Below are 18,600 nucleotides of genomic sequence, written 5' to 3'. Positions count from 1 at the left end.
CTTACTGGATGTTGACGTCGACCGAGGCCGGCAGGTCGATGCGCATCAGCGCGTCGACCGTCTTCGGCGTCGGGTCGAGGATGTCGATGAGCCGCTTGTGCGTACGCATCTCGAAGTGCTCGCGCGAGTCCTTGTACTTGTGCGGCGAGCGGATGACGCAGTACACGTTCTTCTCCGTCGGCAGCGGCACCGGGCCGACGACGCGCGCTCCGGTCTTCGTCACCGTGTCCACGATGCGCCGAGCCGAGGCATCGATGGCCTCGTGGTCGTAGGCCTTCAGCCGGATGCGGATCTTCTGTCCCGCCATCGGTTGTCTTCGCTCCTGCCGATCGGTTGTGAAAGTACAAGTGGGTCTGCTGACCCTGGGCCGGGTTCCCCGGCCCTGCTGACGGGCGGCGGCCGCAACGGCCGCCGCCCGTCAGGGTGTCACTTGAGGATCTTGGTGACCCGGCCGGCGCCGACGGTGCGGCCACCCTCACGGATGGCGAACCGCAGGCCGTCCTCCATGGCGATGGGCTGGATGAGCTCCACCGTCATCTCGGTGTTGTCGCCGGGCATGACCATCTCGGTGCCCGCAGGCAGCGTGACGACGCCGGTGACGTCCGTGGTCCGGAAGTAGAACTGCGGACGGTAGTTGTTGAAGAACGGCGTGTGCCGGCCACCCTCGTCCTTCGAGAGGATGTAGACCGAGCCCTCGAAGTTCGTGTGCGGGGTGATCGAACCCGGCTTCACGACGACCTGGCCGCGCTCGACGTCCTCGCGCTTGATGCCGCGCAGCAGCAGACCGACGTTGTCACCGGCCTGGCCCTGGTCGAGCAGCTTGCGGAACATCTCGACGCCGGTGACGGTCGTCTTGGTCGAGTTCGGGCGGATGCCGACGATCTCGATCTCCTCGGAGACCTTGACGATGCCGCGCTCGACGCGACCGGTGACGACCGTGCCGCGACCGGTGATCGTGAAGACGTCCTCGACGGGCATGAGGAACGGCTTGTCGATCTCACGCTCGGGCTCGGGGATCGCCGTGTCGACGGCGTTCATGAGCTCCATGAGCTTGTCGCCCCACTCGGCGTCGCCCTCAAGGGCCTTCAGCGCCGAGACGCGGACCACGGGGACGTCGTCGCCCGGGAACTCGTACTCGCTGAGCAGCTCACGGACCTCCAGCTCGACGAGCTCGAGGATCTCCTCGTCGTCGACCATGTCGGCCTTGTTCAGCGCCACCACGATGTAGGGGACACCGACCTGGCGGGCCAGGAGCACGTGCTCCTTGGTCTGCGGCATCGGGCCGTCGGTGGCGGCGACCACCAGGATGGCGCCGTCCATCTGCGCCGCACCGGTGATCATGTTCTTGATGTAGTCGGCGTGCCCGGGGCAGTCGACGTGCGCGTAGTGCCGGTTCTCGGTCTGGTACTCGACGTGGGCGATCGAGATCGTGATGCCGCGAGCCTTCTCCTCGGGCGCCTTGTCGATCATGTCGAACGCGGACGCCTCGTTGAGGTTCGGGAACTTGTCGTGCAGCACCTTGGTGATCGCCGCGGTCAGCGTCGTCTTGCCGTGGTCGATGTGCCCGATGGTGCCGATGTTGACGTGCGGCTTGGTCCGCTCGAACTTGGCCTTGGCCACTGGGATCCTCTCTCCGTGTCTTCGCAGTCGTGCTCGTGTCTGGGGTGGTCCGTGCTCGGGGGGCGGGCCCGGGGTACCCGGGCCCGCCGTCCCGTTACTCGCCGGTCGCCTTGGCGATGATCTCCTTGGCGACGTTGGCCGGGACCTCGGCGTAGGTGTCGAACACCATGGTGTAGCTCGCCCGCCCCTGGGTGCGGCTGCGCAGGTCGCCCACGTAGCCGAACATCTCCGACAGCGGCACCAGGGCCCGGACGACGCGAGCGCCGGAACGCTCCTCCATCGCCTGGATGGTCCCGCGGCGGGAGTTCAGGTCGCCGATGACGTCGCCCATGTTCTCCTCAGGGGTGACGACCTCGACCGCCATCATCGGCTCCAGCAGGGCCGGGCTGGCCTTGCGGGCGGCCTCCTTGAAAGCGATCGAACCGGCGATCTTGAAGGCCATCTCCGAGGAGTCGACCTCGTGGTACTGGCCGTCCAGGAGCGAGGCCTTGACGCCGACCATCGGGTACCCGGCGAGGATGCCGTACTGCATGGCGTCCTGCATGCCGGCGTCGACCGACGGGATGTACTCCCGCGGGATGCGACCACCCGTGACCTTGTTCTCGAACTCGTAGGTCGCCGAGTCGCCGCTCATCTCCAGCGGCTCGAGGGCGATCTGCACCTTCGCGAACTGGCCGGAGCCACCCGTCTGCTTCTTGTGCGTGTAGTCGTAGCGCTCGACGGCCTTGCGGATCGTCTCGCGGTAGGCGACCTGGGGCTTGCCGACGTTGGCCTCGACGCGGAACTCGCGCCGCATGCGGTCGACCAGGATCTCCAGGTGGAGCTCGCCCATCCCGGAGATGACCGTCTGACCGGTCTCCTCGTCCAGCTTGACCTGGAAGGTCGGGTCCTCCTCGGCCAGCTTCTGGATGGCCGTGCCCAGCTTCTCCTGGTCGCCCTTGGTCTTCGGCTCGATCGCCACCGAGATGACCGGCGCGGGGAAGGTCATCGACTCGAGGATCACCGGGCTCTGCGGGTCGCAGAGGGTGTCACCCGTCGTCGTGTTCTTCATGCCGTTGACGGCGACGATCTCGCCGGCGCCCACGCCCTGGCGCTCTTCGCGCTTGTTGGCGTGCATCTGGTAGATCTTGCCGACCCGCTCCTTGCGGTCCTTGGTGCTGTTCAGCACGGGGGAACCCGCGTCGAGCTTGCCGGAGTAGACCCGGATGTAGGTCAGCTTGCCCAGGTGCTGGTCCGTCTGGATCTTGAAGGCCAGCGCCGAGAACGGCTCGTTCTCGTCGGCGTGCCGCAGGACCTCGGTCTCACCGTCGAGCGCGGTGCCGACGATCGACTCGACGTCCAGCGGGCTGGGCAGGTAGTCGACGACCGCGTCGAGCAGGGGCTGCACGCCCTTGTTCTTGAAGGCCGTCCCGGTGAGCACCGGGTTGACCTGGCCGGCGATGGTCGCCTTGCGGATCGCGGCCTTGAGGCGCTCCGGCGCGATCTCCTCGCCGCCGAGGTAGTCCTCCATCAGCGCGTCGTCGAAGTCCGCGATGTTCTCGAGCAGCTTCTCGCGGTACTCGGCGGCCTGGTCGGCGAGCTCGGCGGGGACCTCCTCGATGGAGTAGTCCTCACCCATCTTGGTCTCGCCGCGCCAGGTGAGTGCGCGCATGTAGACCAGGTCGACGACGCCGATGAAGTCGGCCTCGGCGCCGATCGGCAGCTGCAGGACCAGCGGGTTGGCCCCGAGCCGCTCGACCATCATGTCGACGCAGCGGAAGAAGTCGGCACCGGTGCGGTCGAGCTTGTTGACGAAGCACATGCGCGGGACGCTGTACTTCTCCGCCTGCCGCCAGACCTGCTCGGTCTGCGGCTCCACGCCGGCCACGCCGTCGTACACGGCAACCGCACCGTCGAGCACGCGCAGGGACCGCTCCACCTCGACGGTGAAGTCGACGTGCCCCGGGGTGTCGATGATGTTGATGTCGTGGTCCGCCCAGGAGCACTTCGTCGCGGCGGACGTGATGGTGATGCCGCGCTCCTGCTCCTGCTCCATCCAGTCCATCGTGGCCGCGCCGTCGTGGACTTCACCGATCTTGTAGTTGATACCGGTGTAGAAGAGGATCCGCTCGGTCGTCGTCGTCTTGCCGGCGTCGATGTGCGCCATGATCCCGATGTTGCGGGTCTTGGCGAGTTGGGCCTCGTTCTGGGCCATTACGTCACTCCTCTTCTGTCTCGTCCGTGCGCGGCGCCCGGGGGTCGCCCGGGTCCACCGCGGGCAGCGGCTGCTGAGGGACTGTCGTCACCAGCGGTAGTGCGCGAAGGCCTTGTTCGACTCGGCCATCTTGTGCGTGTCCTCGCGGCGCTTGACCGCGGCACCGAGACCGTTGCTGGCGTCCAGCAGCTCGTTCATGAGGCGCTCGGTCATCGTCTTCTCGCGACGCGCCCGGCTGTACTGGATGAGCCAGCGCAGGCCGAGGGTCGTGCTGCGGGACGGACGGACCTCGATCGGCACCTGGTAGGTGGCGCCACCGACGCGGCGGCTGCGCACCTCGAGGGCCGGCTTCACGTTGTCCAGCGCACGCTTGAGGGTGACGACCGGGTCGGTGTCGTTCTTCGCCCGGACGCCCTCGAGGGCGCCGTAGACGATCGCCTCGGCGACGGAGCGCTTGCCGTCGACCAGCACCTTGTTCACCAGCTGGGTCACCAGCGGCGACTGGTACACCGGGTCGGCGACGAGCGGACGCTTCGGGGCGGGGCCCTTGCGAGGCATTAGCTCTTCTCCTTCTTCGCGCCGTACCGGCTGCGAGCCTGCTTGCGACCGCGGACGCCCTGGGTGTCCAGCGAGCCACGGATGATCTTGTAGCGGACGCCGGGGAGGTCCTTCACCCGGCCGCCACGCACGAGCACCATGGAGTGCTCCTGCAGGTTGTGGCCGACGCCCGGGATGTAGGCGGTCACCTCGACACCGCTGGTGAGGCGCACGCGAGCGACCTTGCGCAGCGCCGAGTTCGGCTTCTTCGGCGTCGTCGTGTAGACGCGCGTGCACACGCCGCGGCGCTGAGGGGATCCCTTCAACGCCGGGGTCTTGGTCTTCTCGACCTTGTCCTCGCGGCCCTTGCGGACCAGCTGCTGGATCGTGGGCATGGGTGGCCTGGATCTCCTGCCTGCGCTGGGTCGTGCTGTGGATGTGGTGCACTGCTCGTGGTGTGCCCGGTGGCCCGGCCCTGTCGAGTCTGCCCGCGACCCACCCTCCGGCCCCCGCGCTCGGGCGTGTCGCCCTTTGCGAGAACCGGCCAGTTGATCGGATCGGACTCGTCGCCCCTCGCGACTCGGTACCGGCCACACCACCTTGCAGTGGGCCCCGTCGGTGACGGGAGTGGCCCCCGGCATCCGGTCGGTCCGGAGACCGATGGACACCCAGGTGCACCGCGAACGGGAGCAGGCCCAGTCATCCTGGGCACAGCTGACCACAGTACCCGGCCCTGCCGGACCGGTCAAAGCCGGGTCGACATGTGGGCTGTGCACCGGGTCAGCCGCTCTGTCCGGCACCAACTGCCGGTGCCCCGGGCACATTCCCGGGGGCCTGCACGTGGCCGCCCGAGGGGTCGTGCGGGGGAACGTACCGGACCCGGGCCGCCACCGGCAGGTCTCCCAGCGTCGGCCACCTCCGGCGTCGCGTCGCTTCTGTCGGACCCCGGCCCTACGGTCAGTGCCGACCCGCTCACGTCCCGCACCTCGTTGGTGGTGCGGCCGCCCCTCGGAGGTACGCCGTGCTCCCCGACAACGCCCGCGAACTGAAGGCCCGGCTCTCCAAGCGGCTGAGCGAGGTGCCGCCCTCCAGCGTCGTGGCGAGCTCGGTCGACGGTCCTGCCCGGTGGAGCGGCGTGGCCCTGGGCCTGACCCCGGTGGCCGAGGGGCAGGTGCACCTGGCGATCCGGCTGATCGAGCAGGCCGACGCCGACGTGGTGCTGTCCGGCCTGGACGCCGCCGCCCGGGAGGAGGTCGACGTCCGGGTGATCGGGCCGGTCCGGCCACTGACCTCCCCGACCCCGGAGGAGCTGCAGCGGCGGGCCCGTCCGCTCCGTCCCGGTGCGTCCGTCAGCCACCGCGACGTCACCGCCGGCACCCTCGGCGGGTTCGTCCGCCGCCGCGGCACCGAGGGGCTGCTGGTGCTGAGCAACAACCACGTGCTGGCCAACAGCGACGCGGCGGTGACGGGCGACCCGGTGCTCCAGCCCGGTGTCGCCGACGGTGGTCTCGAGACCGACCGGATCGGCCAGCTGGCCGCCTTCGTCCGGTTCCGCCTCGACCCGGGCAACCTCGTCGACGCCGCGGTCGCCGCGCTGGACCCGGGTGTGACCGCCGATCCCGCCGGCTACCCCGGCGGTCCGCTCTCCCCCGTGGTCGCCGCCGCGGACGACGCCGACCCCGAGGAGCTGGTGGAGAAGGTGGGGCGGACGACGGGCCACACGCACGGACGGATCACCGCCGTCGAGGTCGACGGGGTCGGCGTGCAGTACGACGACGCCGTGCACACCTTCGACGACCAGGTGGAGATCGAGGGCCTGCGCGGTGCGTTCAGCGCCGGTGGCGACAGCGGGTCGGTGATCTGGCGCAGCCGCGACCGGGCACCGCTCGGGCTGCTCTTCGCCGGGTCGGCCACGGGCGGCAGCGCCGGGGGCGGGGTCACCTTCGCCAACCCGCTGGCCACCGTGCTGCGCGAGCTGGACGTGGAGTGGTTCGCGGGCTGAGCAGCCCGCAGGGAGGGCATCGGCGGCCGTTGCCCTGTCCTGATCACGCGGCGGGGGGCACCATGGGTCCATGACCGACCGCGCCGCTGCCCGGGCTGCCAAGAACACGCTGGCCTCCCGCTTCGCCGCCGACCCCGGCGTCGCCGCGGTCGGGCTGGCTCGGCAGGCCACCGACTACGTCGTCCGCGTCGACCTGACGGAGGCCGACGCCGGCGCCCGCGTGCCGGCCGACGTCGACGGCGTACGGGTCGTCACGCACGTGGTCGGCACCGTCCACGCTCTCTAGCGGCCCCGGGGGCCCACCACCCCGGCTGGCCGTTACCGTCGCGGCAGTGGCACCGACGAGGGTGCCACGGACGCCGAGGAGGGCGCGTGCGCATCGGGATCCAGGCCAGCTACGCCGGTGACTTCAAGCAGACCGCGGACGAGATCCGTGACCTGGAGTCCGCCGGGCTCGACGTCGCCATGTGCGCGGAGGTGTACACCTTCGACGCGGTCAGCCAGCTGGGCTACCTGGCGGCCGTGACCGACCGGGTCGAGTTGATGAGCGGCATCCTGCCCATCTACAGCCGCACCCCGGCGCTGATCGCGATGACCGCGGCCGGCCTGGACTTCGTCTCCGGTGGCCGGTTCACCCTCGGGCTCGGCGCATCGGGTCCGCAGGTCATCGAGGGGTGGCACGGACTCCCCTACGACGCCCCGCTGCAGCGGACCCGGGAGATCGTGGAGATCTGCCGCCAGGTGTGGCGCCGCGAGCGACTGGAACACGACGGGAAGAAGTACCAGGTCCCGCTGCCGGCCGACCAGGGCACGGGCCTCGGCAAGCCGCTCAAGCTGATCAACACCCCCGTCCGCCCGCAGATCCCGGTGCTGCTGGCCGCCCTCGGGCCGAAGAACGTCGAGCTGGCCGCCGAGATCGCGGAGAAGTGGGAGCCGATCTTCTTCCACCCCGAGCGGGCGGCCGACGTGTGGGGCGCCTCGCTGGAGGCGGGCCGGGCCAAGCGGGACCCGTCGCTGGGTGACCTCGACGTCGTCGTCGGGGTCCCGGTGGCGATCGGCGAGGACGTCGACCACCTGGTGGAGGCGGTCCGGCCGGGTATCGCGCTGTACGTCGGCGGCATGGGCGCCAAGGGCAAGAACTTCTACAACGACCTGGCCCGCCGCTACGGCTACGAGGCCGAGGCCGAGGCGATCCAGGAGCTGTACCTGGCCGGCCGCAAGGACGAGGCGGCCGCCGCCGTCCCGGAGGACCTTGTGCGTGCGACGTCCCTGATCGGGCCGGAGTCCTACGTGGCGGAGCGGATCGCGGCGTTCGCCGCGGCCGGGGTGACCACGCTCAACCTGCAGCCCCTGGACGACAGCCGGGAAGGCCGGCTCCGCACCGTCGAGACCATGCGCCGCCTGGCGGGCTGAGTCCGCGGGTGCCGGCCCTCAGCCGGCGCCTTCCGTCACGTGACGGCTGAGGGAACGCAGAAGGGCCCCGGGAGCTCACGCTCCCGGGGCCCTTCTGTCACTCACTCAGCGCATCAGCGCCAGTCGTACTCCTCGAGCCGGACGGCCTCGCCCGTGCCCTGACCGAAGACGTCGGGGCTGTAGTACTGCCCGTCGTCGTAGCCGGCCATGGTGTAGACGGCGGCGCGCGCCTCCTCGGTCGGCTCGACCGTGATGTTCCGGTAGCGGCTGATGCCGGTACCGGCCGGGATCAGCTTCCCGATGATCACGTTCTCCTTCAGGCCGAGCAGGCTGTCGCTCTTGCCCTGGATCGCGGCGTCGGTGAGCACCTTGGTCGTCTCCTGGAAGGAGGCGGCCGACAGCCACGACTCCGTCGCCAGCGACGCCTTGGTGATCCCCATCAGCACCGGACGGGCCGAGGCGGGCTCGCCACCCTCGGCGACCACCCGGCGGTTCTCCGTCTCGAACAGAGTCCGCTCGACCAGCGCACCGGGCAGGAACTCCGTCGCGCCCGAGTCGATGATGGTCACCCGCTTCAGCATCTGGCGGATGATCACCTCGATGTGCTTGTCGTGGATCGACACACCCTGGCTGCGGTAGACCTCCTGGACCTCGCGCACCAGGTGCAGCTGCACCTCACGCGGGCCCATGATCCGCAGCACCTCGTGCGGGTCGACCGCACCCTCGGTCAGCTGCTCGCCGACCTCGACGTGCCCGCCGTCCTCGACCCGCAGCCGCGAGCGACGCGACAGCTTGTCGTAGACGACCTCGTCGGACCCGTCGTCCGGGGTGATGGTCAGCTTCCGGAACTGGTCGCCGTCCTCGATCCGGACGTTGCCGGCCAGCTCGGCGATCGGGGCCTTGCCCTTGGGGACACGGGCCTCGAAGAGCTCGACCACACGCGGCAGACCGTGGGTGATGTCGGCACCGGCCACACCGCCGGTGTGGAAGGTGCGCATCGTCAGCTGCGTACCGGGCTCACCGATCGACTGGGCGGCGATGATGCCGACCGCCTCGCCGACGTCCACGAGCTTGCCCGACGCCAGCGACCGGCCGTAGCAGGTGGCGCAGGTGCCCAGCAGGGACTCGCAGGTGAGCACGCAGCGCACCTTGACCTCGGCGACCCCGGCGTCGACGAGCTGGGCGATCAGCACGTCGCCCAGGTCCGCCCCGGCCGGGGCGATCTGGGTGCCGTCGGCAGCGACCACGTCAGCGGCCAGTGCGCGGGCGTAGACGCTGGTCTCCACGTGGGCGTCGCGGATGACCGCGCCGTCCACCACGGTGCCGATCGGCATGATGACGCCGCGCTCGGTGCCACAGTCCTCCTCGCGGATGATGACGTCCTGCGAGACGTCCACCAGCCGGCGGGTGAGGTACCCGGAGTCGGCGGTGCGCAGCGCCGTGTCGGCCAGGCCCTTGCGCGCACCGTGCGTGGAGATGAAGTACTCCAGCACGGACAGACCCTCCCGGAAGTTGGCCTTGATCGGCCGCGGGATGATCTCGCCCTTCGGGTTGGCCACCAGGCCACGCATGCCGGCGATCTGGCTGATCTGCATCATGTTGCCGCGGGCGCCGGAGTTGACCATGACCCAGACCGGGTTGGTGGTCGGGAAGTTGTCGACCATGGCCTGGCTGACCTCGGCGCGGGCCCGGGTCCAGATCTCGATGAGCTCGGAACGACGCTCGGCGTCGGTGATGACACCGCGGTCGTACTGGCGCTCGATCTTGCGGGCCTCGTCCTCGTGCCGCTCCAGGATCTCGGCCTTCACCGGCGGGGTGACGACGTCGTCGATGGCGATCGTCACGCCCGAGCGGGTCGCCCAGCGGAAGCCGGCCGACTTGAGGGCGTCCAGCGTCGCCGCCACCTGCACCTTGGGGTAGCGCTCGGCGAGGTCGTTGACGATCGCGCCCAGCGCCTTCTTCGGCACCTGGTAGTTGACGAACCGGTAGTCCTCCGGCAGGGCCTCGTTGAAGAGGACCCGGCCGAGGCTGGTGGAGACGACGGCCGGCTGACCGGGCTCCCAGCCCTCGGGGGCCTCCCACGGGTCGTTCGGGCCGCTGTCGACGCCGAAGACCTCGTCCAGGCGGATGAGGACCCGCTCCTGCAGCCCCAGCGCGCCCTTGTCGAAGGCCATGACCGCCTCGGCCGTCGTCGAGTACGACTTCGGCCGCTCACCCTCGGGCACCTCGACCGACCCGGAGAGGGAGGTCAGGTGGTAGAGGCCCAGCACCATGTCCTGGGTCGGCGCGGTGATCGGGCGACCGTCGGCCGGGCTCAGGATGTTGTTGCTGGACAGCATGAGGATGCGGGCCTCGGCCTGCGCCTCGGCCGACAGCGGCAGGTGCACCGCCATCTGGTCACCGTCGAAGTCCGCGTTGAACGCGGTGCAGACCAGCGGGTGGATCTGGATGGCCTTGCCCTCGACCAGCTGGGGCTCGAAGGCCTGGATGCCCAGACGGTGCAGCGTCGGCGCCCGGTTCAGCAGCACTGGGTGCTCGGTGATGACCTCTTCCAGGACGTCCCACACGACCGGCCGCGCGCGCTCCACCATCCGCTTGGCGGACTTGATGTTCTGCGCGTGGTTGAGGTCGACCAGCCGCTTCATCACGAAGGGCTTGAACAGCTCCAGCGCCATCTGCTTGGGCAGGCCGCACTGGTGCAGCTTCAGCTGCGGGCCGACGACGATGACCGAACGGCCGGAGTAGTCGACGCGCTTGCCCAGCAGGTTCTGGCGGAACCGGCCCTGCTTGCCCTTGAGCAGGTCGCTCAGGGACTTCAGCGGGCGGTTGCCCGGACCGGTGACCGGACGGCCGCGGCGGCCGTTGTCGAACAGCGCGTCCACGGACTCCTGGAGCATCCGCTTCTCGTTGTTGACGATGATCTCCGGCGCGCCCAGGTCGAGCAGTCGCTTGAGCCGGTTGTTCCGGTTGATCACCCGGCGGTACAGGTCGTTCATGTCGCTGGTGGCGAAGCGGCCACCGTCGAGCTGCACCATCGGGCGCAGGTCCGGCGGGATGACCGGCACGCAGTCCAGCACCATGCCCATGGGCGAGTTCTGGGTCTGCTGGAAAGCCGCGACGACCTTCAGCCGCTTGAGCGCCCGCAGCTTGCGCTGGCCCTTGCCGCTGCGGATGGTCTCGCGCAGGGAGACGGCCTCGGCGTCGAGGTCGAAGCCGGAGAGCAGCTTCTGCAGCGCCGCTGCGCCCATGCCGCCCTCGAAGTACTCACCGAAGCGGTCGCGCAGCTCGCGGTAGAGGCCCTCGTCGGCGATGAGCTGCTTGACCTCGAGCTTGCGGAAGGTGTCCATCACCTCGTCGAGGCGGTCGATCTCCCGCTGGGCCCGGTCACGCAGCTGGCGCATCTCGCGCTCGCCGCCCTCGCGCACCTTGCGGCGCACGTCGGACTTGGCACCCTCGGCCTCGAGCTCGGCGAGGTCGGCCTCCAGCTTCTGCTGGCGGGCCTCCACGTCGGCGTCGCGGCGGCCCTCGAGGTTGGACTTCTCCGCGCTGATCTCGGCCTCGACGGTCGGCAGGTCGCGGTGACGCGCCTCGTCGTCGACCGAGGTGATCATGTAGGCGGCGAAGTAGATGATCTTCTCGAGGTCCTTGGGCGCCAGGTCGAGCAGGTAGCCCAGGCGCGAGGGGACGCCCTTGAAGAACCAGATGTGGGTGACCGGCGCGGCCAGCTCGATGTGGCCCATCCGCTCACGACGCACCTTGGCGCGGGTGACCTCGACGCCGCAGCGCTCGCAGATGATGCCCTTGAAGCGGACCCGCTTGTACTTCCCGCAGTAGCACTCCCAGTCCCGGGTGGGACCGAAGATCTTCTCGCAGAACAGACCGTCCTTCTCCGGACGGAGGGTGCGGTAGTTGATGGTCTCGGGCTTCTTCACCTCGCCGTGTGACCACTGGCGGATGTCGTCTCCGCTGGCCAGACCGATGCGCAGTTCGTCGAAGAAGTTGACGTCGAGCACTCGATGTACCCCTTTCCGGGGCTAGTTCTTCGCTTCTTTTCGAAAGGTGTGGTGCCGGCCGGCCCCGACTCGGTCAGGGCCGGCCGGCGGCCGATCAGACGTCTTCGACGGACGACGGCTCGCGGCGGCTGAGGTCGATGCCCAGCTCCTCCGCGGCCCGGAAGACCTCGTCGTCGGTGTCACGCAGCTCGATCGCGTTGCCGTCGCTGGAGAGGACCTCCACGTTCAGGCAGAGCGACTGGAGCTCCTTGAGCAACACCTTGAAGGACTCCGGGATGCCCGGCTCCGGGATGTTCTCGCCCTTGACGATCGCCTCGTACACCTTGACGCGGCCGAGGATGTCGTCGGACTTGATGGTGAGGAGCTCCTGCAGCGCGTAGGCGGCGCCGTAGGCCTGCATCGCCCAGCACTCCATCTCACCGAAGCGCTGACCACCGAACTGCGCCTTACCACCCAGCGGCTGCTGCGTGATCATGGAGTACGGCCCGGTCGAACGGGCGTGGATCTTGTCGTCGACCAGGTGCAGCAGCTTCAGGATGTAGACATAGCCCACCGAGATCGGCTCGGGGAAGGGCTCCCCGGAGCGGCCGTCGAACAGCCGCGCCTTGCCGGTCTCCTTGACCATCCGGTTGCCGTCGCGGTTCGGGATCGTCGAGCCCAGCAGGCCGATGATCTCCTCCTCCTTGGCCCCGTCGAAGACCGGGGTCGCGGTCCGGGTGCCCGGAGCGGCCTGGCGCGCAGCGCCCGGCAGCTTGGCCGCCCACTCCGGCGTGCCCTCGACCTCCCAGCCGGTCTTGGCGATCCACCCGAGGTGGGTCTCCAGGACCTGGCCGACGTTCATCCGGCCGGGCACGCCCAGCGGGTTGAGCACGATGTCGACCGGCGTGCCGTCCTCGAGGAACGGCATGTCCTCCTGCGGGAGGATCTTGGAGATGACGCCCTTGTTGCCGTGGCGGCCGGCCAGCTTGTCGCCGTCGCTGATCTTGCGCATCTGGGCCACGTAGACCCGGATGAGCTCGTTGACGCCGGCGGGCAGCTCGTCGCCGTCCTCGCGGGAGAAGACCCGGACGCCGATGACCTTGCCGGACTCACCGTGCTTGACCTTGAGGCTGGTGTCGCGGACCTCGCGGGCCTTCTCACCGAAGATCGCCCGCAGCAGCCGCTCCTCGGGGGTCAGCTCGGTCTCGCCCTTGGGCGTGACCTTGCCGACGAGGATGTCGCCGGGGACGACCTCGGCACCGATCCGGATGATCCCGCGCTCGTCGAGGTCGGCGAGGACCTCCTCGGAGACGTTCGGGATGTCCCGGGTGATCTCCTCGGCGCCGAGCTTGGTGTCCCGCGCGTCGACCTCGAACTCCTCGATGTGGATCGAGGACAGGACGTCGTCCTGCACGAGGCGCTGCGACAGGATGATCGCGTCCTCGTAGTTGTGGCCCTCCCAGGGCATGAAGGCGACGAGCAGGTTCTTGCCCAGCGCCATCTCGCCCTCGTCGGTGCACGGACCGTCGGCGACGACCTGACCGGCCTCGACCCGCTGGCCCTCCTCGACCACCGGGCTCTGGTTGATCGAGGTGCCCTGGTTCGAGCGCTGGAACTTCAGCAGCCGGTAGGTCTGCCGGGTCCCGTCGTCGGCCATCACGGTGACGTAGTCGGCGGTGGAGTCCTCGACCACACCGGCCTTCTCGGCCACCACGACGTCGCCGGCGTCGACGGCGGCACGCAGCTCCATGCCGGTGCCGACCAGCGGCGCCTCGCTGCGCAGCAGCGGGACGGCCTGACGCTGCATGTTCGCGCCCATCAGGGCGCGGTTCGCGTCGTCGTGCTCGAGGAACGGGATCATCGCCGTCGCGACCGAGGTCATCTGCCGCGGCGAGACGTCCATGTAGTCGACGTTCTCCGGGGCGAGGTCGGTGGTCTCCCCGCCCTTGGTGCGGACCAGGACCAGGTCGTCGGCGAACCGGTTGTTGGCGTCCAGCGGCGAGTTGGCCTGGGCGACGACGAACCGGTCCTCCTCGTCCGCGGTGAGGTAGTCGATCTGGTCGGTGACGATGCCGTTCTCGACCTTGCGGTACGGCGTCTCGATGAAGCCGAACGGGTTGACCCGGCCGAAGGAGGACAGCGAGCCGATCAGGCCGATGTTCGGGCCCTCAGGGGTCTCGATCGGGCACATCCGGCCGTAGTGGCTGGGGTGCACGTCGCGGACCTCCATGCCCGCGCGCTCACGGGACAGACCACCCGGACCCAGCGCCGACAGGCGGCGCTTGTGGGTCAGGCCCGCGAGCGGGTTGGTCTGGTCCATGAACTGCGAGAGCTGGCTGGTGCCGAAGAATTCCTTGATGGAGGCGACGACCGGCCGGATGTTGATCAGCGTCTGCGGCGTGATGGCCTCGACGTCCTGGGTGGTCATCCGCTCGCGGACCACGCGCTCCATGCGGGAGAGGCCGACCCGGATCTGGTTCTGGATCAGCTCGCCGACGGTGCGCAGGCGGCGGTTGCCGAAGTGGTCGATGTCGTCGACGCCGTGGTCGGGCTCGCCGGCGTGCAGCCGCACGACGTACTCGATGGTCGCGACGATGTCGTCCTCGGTCAGCGTCGAGGTGCTCTTGGGCACGTCGACGCCGAGCTTCTTGTTCACCTTGTAGCGGCCGACCTTCGCCAGGTCGTAGCGCTTCGGGTTGAAGAAGAGGTTCTCCAGCAGCGCCTGCGCGGACTCACGCGTCGGCGGCTCGCCCGGACGCAGCTTGCGGTAGATGTCCAGCAGCGCCTCGTCCTGGCCGGCGAGGTGGTCCTTCTCCAGGGTGGCCAGCATGGTGGGCGACCACTGGAAGTGCTCGCGGATCCGGTCCTCGGTCCAGCCGAGGGCCTTGAGCAGGACGCTGACCGGCTGGCGGCGCTTGCGGTCGATCCGGACGCCGACGGTGTCGCGCTTGTCGACGTCGAACTCCAGCCACGCACCACGGCTGGGGATCACCTTGGCGCTGTAGACGTCCTTGTCCGACGTCTTGTCCAGGCTCTTGTCGAAGTAGACGCCGGGGCTGCGGACCAGCTGGGAGACGACGACCCGCTCGGTCCCGTTGATGACGAAGGTGCCCTTGCTCGTCATGACCGGGAAGTCGCCCATGAACACCGTCTGGCTCTTGATCTCGCCAGTGGTGTTGTTCATGAACTCGGCGGTGACGAACAGCGGCGCCGCGTAGGTCATGTCCTTGTCCTTGCACTCCTCGAGGGACGCCTTGACGTCCTCGAAGCGCGGGTTGGAGAAGGACAGCGACATCGAGCCGCTGAAGTCCTCGATCGGCGAGATCTCCTCGAGGATCTCGGCGAGGCCGCCGATGGCGGTGGCCTGGTCCTCGGGGGCGAGGGTGGCCTTCCACTCCGGGGCGCCGACCAGCCAGTCGAACGAGGCGGTCTGCAGGGCGAGCAGGTCCGGGACCTCGAGGGGCTCACGGATCTTGGCGAACGAGACGCGGAGCGGCGCGCCGGGGATCTTCTGCTGGTCGGTCCCGCCGGTGCGGGGACCGGGCTGGACGTCGACCGCGGTGGTCTGGGTGGTGCCTGACTCGGTGGTGCCGGGGGTGATGCTGGTGGGGCGAGAGCCTGCCAAGATGCGTCCTTTCGAGGACCTCACGACGTGCGGGCGGTGGGTGCAGTTCGTCCTGGGTCGTCGTCGTTGTCGGCGAGGCTGACCGCGGATGCCTGCCCCGTCGGTAGGGTCAACACGGAGCGACCCGGAGCCGTTCCCGGGCACCCCTCGTGACCCGTCTCGGCGGGCTGGCAGTCAGAGGGCAGCGCAACAGGAGACCCTACCCCTGCTCAGCGCCGGTGTCCACGTCGGACCGCCGGAGCGGTCGGGGACCCACCCGCGAGGGGTGGCCGGCGCCCACCCGGCCCGGGGAGCAGGGGGCTCCAGCAGGAGCCCGGTGCCCCGGGATCGGGGGTGAGCGGGACGAGTGCCCCGCTGATGATGCCAGTGACACCGCCCCCGCGGGGCTGCCACGCCGCGACCTGTGGGTGAACGGAGGCCCTACGGGCACCGCTCCCGGGAGTGGCCAGGACGCACGACAGGGGCCGACCCACCGGAGTGGATCGGCCCCTGTCGTCGGTGCAGGGTGGTGCTACCCGGCCGCCGCCGAGGCGACGGCCGGGCGGGGGGTCACTTGACGGTGACGGTGGCGCCGGCGCCCTCGAGGGCGGCCTTGGCCTTCTCCGCAGCGTCCTTGGCGACCTTCTCCAGGACCGGCTTCGGCGCGTTGTCGACCAGGTCCTTGGCCTCCTTGAGGCCGAGCGAGGTCAGGCCGCGCACCTCCTTGATGACCTGGATCTTCTTGTCACCGGCGGACTCGAGGACGACGTCGAACTCGTCCTGCTCGGCGGCGGCCTCGGGGGCAGCGCCACCACCGGCGGGGCCGGCGGCCGCGACGGCGACGGGGGCAGCGGCGGTGACCTCGAAGGTCTCCTCGAACTGCTTCACGAAGTCCGACAGCTCCAGGAGGGTCATCTCCTTGAAGGCGTCGAGCAGCTCGTCGGTGGAAAGCTTGGCCATGGTGTCTCCTTGGTGGGTCAGGCGTCGCTGGCCGCGGTGTCCGCGGCAGCGTCGGTGGTCTCGGGGGTGGTGTCAGCAGCAGCTGCGTCGGCGGCAGGAGCACCCTCGGCGGGCTTCTTCTCCTTGAGCGCCTCGGCCAGGCGGGCGACCTGCGACAGCGGGGCCTGGAACAGCCCGGCGGCCTTGGTGAGGTTGCCCTTCATCGCGCCGGCCAGCTTGGCCAGCAGGACCTCGCGCGGCTCGACGTCGGCGAGGCGGGTGACCTCGGAGGCGTCGACCGTGCGGCCGTCGACCACGCCACCCTTGACGATGAGCGACGGGTTGGCCCGCGCGAAGTCGCGGATGGCCTTCGCGGCCTCGACCGGGTCGCCGTCGATGAAGGCGATCGCGGTGGGGCCGTTGAGCAGCGGGCCCAGGTCGGAGAAACCGACCGAGTCCGCCGCACGCTTCGTCAGGGTGTTCTTGACGACGGCATAGCTGCTGCCCGCACCGAGGGAACGACGCAGCTCGGTCAGCTGCGCCACGGTCAGCCCGCGGTACTCGGTGAGCACGGCCGCGCTCGATGCCTGAAACCGCTCGGTGATCTCCTGGATCGCGGCGTCCTTGGCCTGCGTGGGCATGGGCCTCCTCTCGCTGTCGGGCGACCACCGGCCGGTGCGCGCTCGCACACGATCGGGGCCCGGAGACGAGGAACGCCCCGGCGCAGGGCGCACGGGGCGAGGGAGGCCGGTGGCTCCGGGTCAGCGACCCGTGCTCCGACGTCTCGATCGAACCGTCCACCTGCGCGGGCCGTCCGGGATGTCCGGACCTTCGATCGCACGCGGACGTGCGACGACCAAGCGGTCATGGGGGGAACAGCGGCAAGAGTACACGCCGCTGTGGGCCCGGACGCACGAGGGCCCCGCAGCGACGTACGCTGCGGGGCCCTCGGGGGAACGGGTCGCCTCGATCAGGCGGAGGCCTCGTCCACGGTGAGGTTGCGGGTGCGGTTCGGGTCGACCGGGATGCCCGGGCCCATGGTGGTGGAGACGGTGACCTTCCGCAGGTACCGGCCCTTGGCCGCCGACGGCTTGGCCCGCAGCACCTCGTCGAGGGCGGCGGCGTAGTTCTCCACCAGCTTGGCCTGGTCGAAGGAGGTCTTGCCGATCACCAGGTGCAGGTTGGCCTGCTTGTCGACGCGGAAGTTGATCTTCCCGCCCTTGATGTCGTTGACGGCCTTGGTGACGTCGGGGGTCACGGTGCCCGTCTTCGGGTTCGGCATCAGGCCACGGGGGCCGAGGATGCGGGCGATGCGACCGACCTTGGCCATCTGGTCGGGGGTGGCGATCGCGGCGTCGAAGTCCAGGAAGCCGCCCTGGATCTGCTCGATCAGGTCGTCGGAGCCCACGACGTCGGCGCCGGCGGCCTCGGCCTCGGCTGCCTTGTCGCCGGTGGCGAAGACGATGACGCGAGCGGTCTTGCCGGTGCCGTGCGGCAGGTTCACCGTGCCGCGGACCATCTGGTCGGCCTTGCGCGGGTCGACGCCCAGCCGGATCGCGACCTCGACGGTGGCGTCGTACTTGGTGGTCGAGGTCTGCTTGGCCAGACCGGCGGCCTGCAGCGGGCTGTAGAGCGTGTCCGCGTCGACCAGCTCGGCGACCTTGCGGTAGTTCTTGCCGTGCTTCGCCATGGTGGTTCTCCTCTCCCCCGGGACCGGGGGTCGCGTGGTGCGCGGGCCTGGCGAGGCCCTCCCACAGTTGCTGTTCGGGTCCGGTACGGACCCGGTGGTGCAGCGCCGCCGTCAGCCGGCGACGCCCGGCGTCACTTGACGGTGATGCCCATCGACCGGGCGGTGCCGGCGATGATCTTCTCGGCCTGCTCGAGGTCGTTGGCGTTCAGGTCGGCCATCTTGGTCTGCGCGATCTCGCGGACCTGGTCGCGGGTGACCGTCGCGACCTTGGTCTTGTGCGGCTCGCCCGAGCCCTTCTCCACACCGGCGGCCTTGAGCAGCATGCGCGCTGCCGGGGGCGTCTTGGTGATGAAGGTGAAGGACCGGTCCTCGAAGACCGAGATCTCGACGGGGATGACGCTGCCGCGCTGCGACTCCGTCGCCGCGTTGTAGGCCTTGCAGAACTCCATGATGTTCACGCCGTGCTGGCCGAGGGCGGGGCCCACGGGCGGCGCGGGGGTGGCCGCACCGGCGTTGATCTGGAGCTTGATGACCGCGGTCAACCGCTTCCTGGGGGGCATGACTACTTCCTTCTACTGACGATGGTGACGTGATGGAACGGCCCCCTCG

14 protein-coding genes are annotated in these 18,600 nt (G+C 69.6%); 3 read left to right on the top strand and 11 right to left on the bottom strand.

Annotation, left to right across the window (positions count from 1 at the left end):
- Position 1: 1 nt before the first annotated feature.
- The 5 genes from rpsJ to rpsL all read right to left on the bottom strand — a co-directional run bounded on the left by rpsJ (position 2) and on the right by rpsL (position 4,746).
- Positions 2-307, bottom strand: a complete 306-nt coding sequence (rpsJ, locus tag FB380_RS09960) for a 30S ribosomal protein S10 (protein ID WP_014742859.1) — start codon at positions 305-307, stop codon at positions 2-4.
- A 119-nt stretch (positions 308-426) separates the two neighbouring features.
- Positions 427-1,620, bottom strand: a complete 1,194-nt coding sequence (gene tuf, locus FB380_RS09955) for an elongation factor Tu (RefSeq protein WP_166754917.1) — start codon at positions 1,618-1,620, stop codon at positions 427-429.
- Between the two features lie 94 nt (positions 1,621-1,714).
- Positions 1,715-3,814: an elongation factor G gene (fusA, locus tag FB380_RS09950; protein ID WP_166754916.1), complete on the bottom strand. Its 2,100-nt coding sequence runs from the start codon at positions 3,812-3,814 to the stop codon at positions 1,715-1,717.
- Between the two features lie 87 nt (positions 3,815-3,901).
- Positions 3,902-4,372, bottom strand: a complete 471-nt coding sequence (gene rpsG, locus FB380_RS09945; RefSeq protein WP_164699907.1) for a 30S ribosomal protein S7 — start codon at positions 4,370-4,372, stop codon at positions 3,902-3,904.
- The gene (gene rpsL, locus FB380_RS09940) at positions 4,372-4,746 is read right to left on the bottom strand and encodes a 30S ribosomal protein S12 (protein WP_036334266.1); all 375 of its coding nucleotides are present in this window, start codon (positions 4,744-4,746) and stop codon (positions 4,372-4,374) included. The genes rpsG and rpsL overlap by 1 nt, the downstream gene beginning before the upstream one ends.
- Positions 4,747-5,372: 626 nt before the next feature.
- On the opposite strand from rpsL, the gene FB380_RS09935 reads away from it, so the two are divergent.
- The 3 genes from FB380_RS09935 (at position 5,373) to FB380_RS09925 (ending at position 7,766) form a co-directional block, all read left to right on the top strand.
- Positions 5,373-6,353 carry a hypothetical protein gene (locus FB380_RS09935; RefSeq protein ID WP_166754915.1) on the top strand — a complete coding sequence of 327 codons (981 nt, stop codon included), beginning with the start codon at positions 5,373-5,375 and terminating at the stop codon, positions 6,351-6,353.
- A gap of 70 nt (positions 6,354-6,423) precedes the next feature.
- Positions 6,424-6,639 carry a hypothetical protein gene (locus FB380_RS09930; protein WP_166754914.1) on the top strand — a complete coding sequence of 72 codons (216 nt, stop codon included), beginning with the start codon at positions 6,424-6,426 and terminating at the stop codon, positions 6,637-6,639.
- An 86-nt stretch (positions 6,640-6,725) separates the two neighbouring features.
- Entirely contained in the window at positions 6,726-7,766 is a 1,041-nt protein-coding gene (locus FB380_RS09925) for an LLM class F420-dependent oxidoreductase (protein WP_166754913.1), read from the top strand.
- A gap of 113 nt (positions 7,767-7,879) precedes the next feature.
- Here the strand turns inward: FB380_RS09925 and FB380_RS09920 are convergent, their stop codons facing one another.
- From FB380_RS09920 to rplK, 6 genes are all read right to left on the bottom strand, one after another.
- Positions 7,880-11,779: a DNA-directed RNA polymerase subunit beta' gene (locus FB380_RS09920; protein ID WP_166754912.1), complete on the bottom strand. Its 3,900-nt coding sequence runs from the start codon at positions 11,777-11,779 to the stop codon at positions 7,880-7,882.
- A gap of 94 nt (positions 11,780-11,873) precedes the next feature.
- Positions 11,874-15,383: a DNA-directed RNA polymerase subunit beta gene (gene rpoB, locus FB380_RS09915; RefSeq protein ID WP_208382811.1), complete on the bottom strand. Its 3,510-nt coding sequence runs from the start codon at positions 15,381-15,383 to the stop codon at positions 11,874-11,876.
- A gap of 549 nt (positions 15,384-15,932) precedes the next feature.
- On the bottom strand, positions 15,933-16,322 hold the full coding sequence (rplL, locus tag FB380_RS09910; RefSeq protein WP_166754911.1) for a 50S ribosomal protein L7/L12: 390 nt from the start codon (positions 16,320-16,322) through the stop codon (positions 15,933-15,935).
- 17 nt (positions 16,323-16,339) lie between these two features.
- The gene (gene rplJ, locus FB380_RS09905) at positions 16,340-16,942 is read right to left on the bottom strand and encodes a 50S ribosomal protein L10 (protein ID WP_166754910.1); all 603 of its coding nucleotides are present in this window, start codon (positions 16,940-16,942) and stop codon (positions 16,340-16,342) included.
- 329 nt (positions 16,943-17,271) lie between these two features.
- Positions 17,272-17,991 carry a 50S ribosomal protein L1 gene (rplA, locus tag FB380_RS09900; RefSeq protein WP_166754909.1) on the bottom strand — a complete coding sequence of 240 codons (720 nt, stop codon included), beginning with the start codon at positions 17,989-17,991 and terminating at the stop codon, positions 17,272-17,274.
- Between the two features lie 131 nt (positions 17,992-18,122).
- Positions 18,123-18,551 carry a 50S ribosomal protein L11 gene (gene rplK, locus FB380_RS09895; protein WP_166754908.1) on the bottom strand — a complete coding sequence of 143 codons (429 nt, stop codon included), beginning with the start codon at positions 18,549-18,551 and terminating at the stop codon, positions 18,123-18,125.
- Positions 18,552-18,600: the final 49 nt, after the last annotated feature.

Source organism: Modestobacter marinus, from assembly GCF_011758655.1.
GTDB classification, from domain to species: domain Bacteria; phylum Actinomycetota; class Actinomycetes; order Mycobacteriales; family Geodermatophilaceae; genus Modestobacter; species Modestobacter marinus.
Note: the sequence above shows the minus strand (reverse complement) of the source record. Positions and strands in the feature narration are given on the sequence as shown.

Excerpts from the sequence above, each read along its gene's own strand:
- rpsJ (WP_014742859.1), bottom strand. The coding sequence starts at position 307 with ATGGCGGGACAGAAGATCCGCATCCGGCTGAAGGCCTACGACCACGAG.
- fusA (WP_166754916.1), bottom strand. The coding sequence starts at position 3,814 with ATGGCCCAGAACGAGGCCCAACTCGCCAAGACCCGCAACATCGGGATC.
- rpsG (WP_164699907.1), bottom strand. The coding sequence starts at position 4,372 with ATGCCTCGCAAGGGCCCCGCCCCGAAGCGTCCGCTCGTCGCCGACCCG.
- rpsL (WP_036334266.1), bottom strand. The coding sequence starts at position 4,746 with ATGCCCACGATCCAGCAGCTGGTCCGCAAGGGCCGCGAGGACAAGGTC.
- FB380_RS09930 (WP_166754914.1), top strand. The coding sequence starts at position 6,424 with ATGACCGACCGCGCCGCTGCCCGGGCTGCCAAGAACACGCTGGCCTCC.
- rplL (WP_166754911.1), bottom strand. The coding sequence starts at position 16,322 with ATGGCCAAGCTTTCCACCGACGAGCTGCTCGACGCCTTCAAGGAGATG.
- rplJ (WP_166754910.1), bottom strand. The coding sequence starts at position 16,942 with ATGCCCACGCAGGCCAAGGACGCCGCGATCCAGGAGATCACCGAGCGG.
- rplA (WP_166754909.1), bottom strand. The coding sequence starts at position 17,991 with ATGGCGAAGCACGGCAAGAACTACCGCAAGGTCGCCGAGCTGGTCGAC.
- rplK (WP_166754908.1), bottom strand. The coding sequence starts at position 18,551 with ATGCCCCCCAGGAAGCGGTTGACCGCGGTCATCAAGCTCCAGATCAAC.